General features: G+C 62.8%; 1 protein-coding gene. It reads right to left on the reverse strand.

Annotated features, from left to right (window positions below):
• Positions 1 to 1,403: ribonucleotide reductase N-terminal alpha domain-containing protein (locus tag AC2VLV_RS05605; RefSeq protein ID WP_486989036.1), on the reverse strand; the 1,403-nt coding region annotated here is incomplete at its 3' end.
• Between the last annotated feature and the right edge of the window lie 300 nt (positions 1,404 to 1,703).

Below are 1,703 nucleotides of genomic sequence, written 5' to 3' on the forward strand. Positions count from 1 at the left end.
ATGTCGAGGTGCCAGGTTTCGAGATAGGCGCAGACCGCGCCCTTGCGCTTGCCGCCCTGGTTCACCGCCACCGCGGTGTCGTTGACCACTTTGAGGAAGGGCACGACGCCCTGGCTCTTGCCGTTGGTGCCCTTGATGTGGCTGCCCAGGGCGCGCACGCGCGTCCAGTCGTTGCCCAGACCGCCGGCGAATTTGGACAGCAGCGCGTTCTCCTTGATGGCTTCATAAATGCCGTCCAGATCGTCCGCCACGGTGGTGAGGTAGCAGCTCGAGAGTTGCGAACGGCGGGTGCCCGCATTGAACAGCGTGGGCGTGCTCGACATGAAGTCGAAGCTGGAGAGCAGTTCGTAGAACTCGATGGCGCGCGCCTCGCGGTCGATCTCGTTCAGCGACAGGCCCATGGCCACGCGCATGAAAAAGGCCTGCGGCAGTTCGATGCGACGGCCATCTTTGTTCACCCGCGTATCGGCACGATGGGCGAGGAAATAGCGGTCGTACAGCGTTTGCAGGCCGAGGTAATCGAACTGCAGGTCGCGCTCGGCCTTGAGCGCAGCGCCCAGACGGGCCAGGTCGAACTGCCCGAGCCGCTCGTCGAGCAGTTCGAGCTCAACGCCTTCCTTGATGCACTGCGGAAAATACTCGGCGTAGCGCTGGGTCATTCTCTCCTGCGGAACGTCCTCGCTCAGCGTCTCGCGGCGCATGGTGTGCAGCAGCAGGCGCGCGGTGACCTTGGAGTAGTCGGGGTCGCGCTCGATCAGGGTGCGCGAGGCCAGGATAGAGGCCTTGTAGACCTCGAGCATCGGCACGCCGTCGTACAGATTGCGCAGGGTTTCCGCCACGATGGGGGCCGCCTTAACGTCCGCACTCAGATTGGCGCAGGCGGACTCGATCAGGCTCACCAGAGCGGCTTGATCGAGCGGTTTGCGCAGACCGCCGTCGAGCACGTGCAGCACCGGAGCGCTCTCTTGCTCCGCTGCGGCCGCTTTCTGCTTGGCCCGCTCTTGTGTGCGGCGTTCGCGGTACAGCACATAGGCGCGCGCCACCTCGTGCTGGCCGGTACGCATCAGCGAGAGCTCGACCTGATCCTGGATGTCTTCAATATGAAAGGTACCGCCGCTGGGTCGGCTACGGAGCAGGGCGCGCACGACGTTTTCGGTCAGCGCATTGACCGTTTCGCGCATGCTGGCCGAGGCCGCACCCTGCCCGCCTTGCACGGCCAGAAAGGCCTTGGTCATCGCCACGGCGATCTTGCTCGGCTCAAACCCCACCACGGCCCCGTTGCGACGGATGATCTTGTAGTCTGAAAAATCACCCAGTGCGACCTGCTGTTGCGTATCTACCTCGGGGTGTGCGAGGTGTTGCGGGACGGCAGTGGATTCGGTGGCGGCGGTGGTCTGGGACATCGGGACTCCTTGGGGCGGATGGGCCGCGCAGCAAATCTGGCTGACTCACGGCGCTGCAAGCGCACATGAACGCCGCATGAAAGCAGCACGGACAAAGCAATAAAGACGAATGAGGGCAAATCGGGGACGAACGGAGAGAGGGGGCAAACATTTCAAGCCCTCCGGCGCCGCGATTTCAGACCGCGGCCCGGCATCTCTCTCAAACCGTCAAGACACTATATCTAGCGTCTGGCGGAATTTCAACCACTATTCGTAGTGTGGAGCAAATTGACAGTCAGCCCACAGCTTATGCACAGGTTC

The sequence above is a fragment of the Thiomonas sp. TH-17 genome, from assembly GCF_057473305.1.